The organism is Streptomyces boluensis (assembly GCF_009908195.1).
In the GTDB taxonomy this organism is placed as follows: domain Bacteria; phylum Actinomycetota; class Actinomycetes; order Streptomycetales; family Streptomycetaceae; genus Streptomyces; species Streptomyces boluensis.
The window spans coordinates 1-4,297 of the sequence record NZ_JAAAHS010000523.1 but is presented as its reverse complement, the minus strand read 5'-3'; the positions used below and the strand labels follow the sequence as shown (position 1 = coordinate 4,297).

3 protein-coding genes are annotated in these 4,297 nt (G+C 70.2%); 2 read left to right on the top strand and 1 reads right to left on the bottom strand.

Annotated elements, in window-relative coordinates:
- A partial coding sequence (locus GUY60_RS35115; protein WP_161705380.1) for a serine hydrolase domain-containing protein occupies positions 1 to 1,023 on the top strand: 1,023 nt, incomplete at its 5' end.
- Between the two features lie 52 nt (positions 1,024 to 1,075).
- Here GUY60_RS35115 and GUY60_RS35110 read toward each other — a convergent pair.
- A complete protein-coding gene (locus GUY60_RS35110) occupies positions 1,076 to 2,782 on the bottom strand; it encodes a glycerol-3-phosphate dehydrogenase/oxidase (RefSeq protein ID WP_161705378.1) in 1,707 nt (568 codons plus the stop codon).
- A gap of 222 nt (positions 2,783 to 3,004) precedes the next feature.
- On the opposite strand from GUY60_RS35110, the gene GUY60_RS35105 reads away from it, so the two are divergent.
- Positions 3,005 to 4,264, top strand: a complete 1,260-nt coding sequence (locus GUY60_RS35105; protein WP_161705375.1) for a nucleotide sugar dehydrogenase — start codon at positions 3,005 to 3,007, stop codon at positions 4,262 to 4,264.
- The last annotated feature ends 33 nt before the right edge of the window (positions 4,265 to 4,297 follow it).

The following is a 4,297-nucleotide window of genomic DNA, read 5'->3' as shown; positions in this document are numbered from 1 at the left end:
CCCCACGCCCCACGCACCCCACTCGACAGCGCCCTCGCCACGCTGGCCGCCCGCACCCACACCCCCGGAGCGGCTGCCCTGGCCCGCCCGGGTTCCGGCACGCGCTCCGCCCCGCACTACGCGTCCACCGGCACGGCCAACACCGCGACCGACCGCCCCATCGGCCGCACGGACCGCTTCCGCGCGGGCAGCATCACCAAGACCTTCACGGCCGTGGTGGTCCTCCAACTCGCCGCCGAGCACCGGCTCTCCCTCGACGACACCGTCGAGCAGCACCTGCCCGGCGCCATACGTGGCCACGGCAACGACGGCCGCGAGCTCACCCTGCGTCAGCTACTCGCCCACACCAGCGGCTTGTACCCGTACACAGCCGCCCCCTCATCGCCCGCCGCAGAACTGGACCGCACCTTCACCCCCACCCATCTGCTCCGCACCGCCCTGGCGCACCGCCCCCTGTTCCCGCCGGGCAGCGACTGGGCGTACTCGAACACCAACTACACGCTGCTCGGCATGATCATCGAGAGGGTCACCGGCCGCAGCTACGCGGCGGAGGCCCAGCGCCGCATCGTCACCCCGCTCCGCATGTCCGGCACGTCCTTCCCCGGCACCGCACGCCGACTGCCCGCGCCGCACGGCCGCGCCTACTCCGGCACCCCCGCCTCCCCCGAGGACGTCACCGAGCTCAACCCGTCGGGCGCGGGCGCCGCAGGTGAAGTCGTCAGCACGCTCGATGACTTGAACCGCTTCTACTCCGCGCTCCTCACCGGCAAGCTGCTGCCCCCGGCCCAGCTCGCCCAGATGCGCGACACCCGCCTGTCCCACGGCATGTACGGCCTTGGCCTGATGCCCACGAAGCTGTCCTGCACCACCGTCTGGGGGCACAACGGCAGGATCGCCGGTTCCTACGCGGAGACCGCCTCGACCAGCGGCGGCCGCCACGTCGTGACATACCGTCTCAACGCGGACTGGCCCACGGCCGAGAAGCTCAAAAGGTCAGTCCTGGAAAGCGAGTTCTGCCGATAGCCCCACCCCTAGGCGCACACCGCCCCGCAGGCACACACCCCCGGAGCGAACCTCACAACGGCACAATGTCCGGCGCCCCCAGCCGCGCGGCATCGGCCGTCAGGTCGTCAGGCTGGCGCTGGGATTCCCGTTCCGCCTCGACCCGCTTCTCGTAGTGCTCCACCTCTCTGCCGATCTGGTCCTCGTCCCAGCCGAGCACCTTCGCCATGAGCTCCGCGCATTCCCGCGCGCTGCGGGTGCCCCGGTCGAAGGTCTCGATGGAGATGCGGGTGCGCCGGGTGAGGACGTCGTCGAGGTGCCTGGCGCCTTCATGCGAGGCGGCGTACACGATTTCGGCGCGCAGGTAGTCGTCGGCGGCGTGCAGGGGTTCGCCGAGTGACGGGGCGTCGGCGATGAGGTCGAGCAGTTCCTCGGCGAGCGATCCGTACCGGTTCAACAGGTGTTCCACCCGCACCACATGGAGTCCGGTTCTGGCCGCGATGCGGGCGCGTGCGTTCCACAGCGCCTTGTATCCCTCGGCGCCGATGAGCGGGATGTCCTCGGTGACGCATTCGGCGACGCGCTGGTCGAGCCCGTGCACCGCTTCGTCGACGGCGTCCTTGGCCATGACGCGGTACGTCGTGTACTTGCCGCCCGCGACGACGACGAGTCCCGGCACGGGGTGGGCGACGGTGTGTTCGCGGGAGAGTTTGCTGGTGGCGTCGGACTCGCCGGCGAGCAGGGGCCGAAGGCCCGCGTACACGCCCTGCACGTCGTCGCGGGTGAGGGGGACGGCGAGCACCGAGTTCACGTGCTCGAGGAGGTAGTCGATGTCCGCGCTGGAGGCGGCGGGATGCGCCTTGTCCAGGTCCCATTCGGTGTCGGTGGTGCCGACGATCCAGTGGCGTCCCCAGGGGATGACGAAGAGGACGGACTTTTCGGTGCGGAGGATCAGGCCGGTCGTGGAATTGATCCGGTCCTTGGGTACGACCAGGTGAATGCCTTTGGAGGCGCGGACGTGGAACTGGCCGCGTGAGCCGACCATCGCCTGGGTGTCGTCGGTCCACACTCCGGTGGCGTTGACGACCTGTCGGGCCCTGATCTCGTATTCGCCGCCTCCTTCGACGTCCTGGACGCGGGCTCCTACGACACGTTCGCCCTCGCGCAGGAAGCCGGTGACGCGGGCACGGTTGGCGACTTTGGCTCCGTAGGCGGCGGCTGTGCGGACCATCATCGCCACGTAGCGCGCGTCGTCCATCTGCGCGTCGTAGTACTGCATCGCTCCGACCAGCGCGTCCTTCTTCATGCAGGGCGCGACGCGCAGCGCGTGGCGGCGGGAGAGGTGGCGGTGCATGGGCAGTCCGCGTCCGTGGCCGCGTGACATCGACATGGCGTCGTAGAGCGCGACTCCGGATCCGGCGTAGATCCGTTCCCAGCCCTTGTGCTGGAGCGGGTAGAGGAAGGGAACTGGTTTGACGAGGTGCGGGGCGATGCGCTCGAGGAGGAGTCCGCGCTCCTTCAGCGCTTCGCGTACGAGTGCGAAGTCGAGCATTTCGAGATAGCGCAGTCCGCCGTGGATGAGCTTGCTCGACCGGCTGGATGTGCCGGATGCCCAGTCGCGGGCCTCGACGAGGCCGGTGGAGAGTCCTCGTGTGACGGCGTCGAGCGCCGTGCCGGCGCCGACCACGCCGGCTCCGACGACGAGTACGTCGAGTTCCCGTTCGGCCATGCCCGCGAGTGCTTCTGCCCGCTCGGCCGGTCCCAGTGTCGCTGTCCTCACTGCTGCCTCCCGTCGCCCCCGTGTGGTCGCGCTCACATCGTCGATTCTGTCCGCACTCTCCGACTTCAGCCACCGCCTGTGGACAACACTCCGAAGTCCGTCGCCGCGCAATGCCGCATAACGGTCATATTTACTCCTAACCTGACATTGCGCTGGTCCGTTCTGTCCACAGGGCTTGCGCGCTCCTCCCGCTCCGGCTATTGGGAAGGACGGCCCACCTCCATGCCCGCAGATCTCGCCGTCATCGGACTCGGTCATCTCGGCCTGCCCCTCGCCCAGGCCGCCGTGTCGACCGGTATCGAGACCATCGCCTACGACCCACGGCTCAGCTCCGACCTCGCCGCGGGCCGACTGCCCGCGGACGAAGGCAGCCTCACCGCCGCCGACCTGCGCCGGATGCTCTCGGCGGGCTTCCGGCCGACCGCCAACCCGGCAGAACTCGGACGCGTACGCACCGCGGTCATCTGCGCGCCGACCCCGCTGGGCGCCGACGGCTCACTCGACCTGAGCCACATCGGCGACGCCGCCCGCGCGCTCGCCGCCCGGCTGCGCCCGCACACCACGGTCATCCTGGAGTCACCCGCGTACCCCGGTACGACGGAGGAATTCCTCCGGCCCCTCCTGGAGGAAGAATCCGGGCTGCGCGCCGGCCGCGACTTCCACCTGGCCTACTCGCCGGGCCGCCTCGACCCCGGCAGCCGCACCCACGGCTACACCAACACCCCGAAGGTCATCGGCGGGATCACCCCGGCCTGCACGGAGTCCGCCGCCGCGTTCTACGGCCGCATCACCGACAAGGTCGTACGCGCGCGTGGCCCCCGCGAGGCGGAGACGGTGCAGGTCCTGGAGACCAACTACCGGCACGTCAACATCGCCCTGGTCAACGAAATGGCCGTCCTCTGCCACGACTTGGGCGTGGACCTGTGGGACGTCATCCGCTGCGCCGAGACCAAGCCCTTCGGCTTCCAGGCCTTCCGCCCAGGGCCCGGCGTCGGCGGCCACGGCATCCCCCTCGACCCCAACTACCTGCCGCACCACAGCCGCACCCCCGGCCACCCGCTGCGCATGGTCGGCCTCGCGCAGGAGATCAACCACCGCATGCCGCAGTACGTCATCCAACGCGCCGCGACCCTCCTCAACGAGCACGGCAAATCCGCCCGCGCCGCGCGCGTGCTACTGCTCGGCGTCACCTACAAGCCCGACCTCGCCGACCAACAGGGCTCCCCCGCCCACGAGATCGCCACCCGCCTGATGGAGCTGGGCGCCGCCATCAGCTACCACGACCCGTACGTCCCGCACTGGAGCGTCCTCGGCCGCCCCGTCCCCCGCGCGGACTCCCTCTACGAGGCCGCCGCCGAGGCCGACCTGACGATCCTGCTCCAGTCCCACCGCACGTACGACCTGCAAGGCCTCGCCGTGAAGGCCCAGTTGCTCCTCGACACCCGGGGCGCGACCCCGGTGGGCGCCGCCCACCGCCTCTGACCGGGAAAACAGGCACATAGAGAGGGGCCGTAC

What these genes read in the sequence shown, in the direction of transcription:
- GUY60_RS35105 (WP_161705375.1), top strand. Translation starts at nt 3,005, where the DNA reads ATGCCCGCAGATCTCGCCGTCATCGGACTCGGTCATCTCGGCCTGCCC.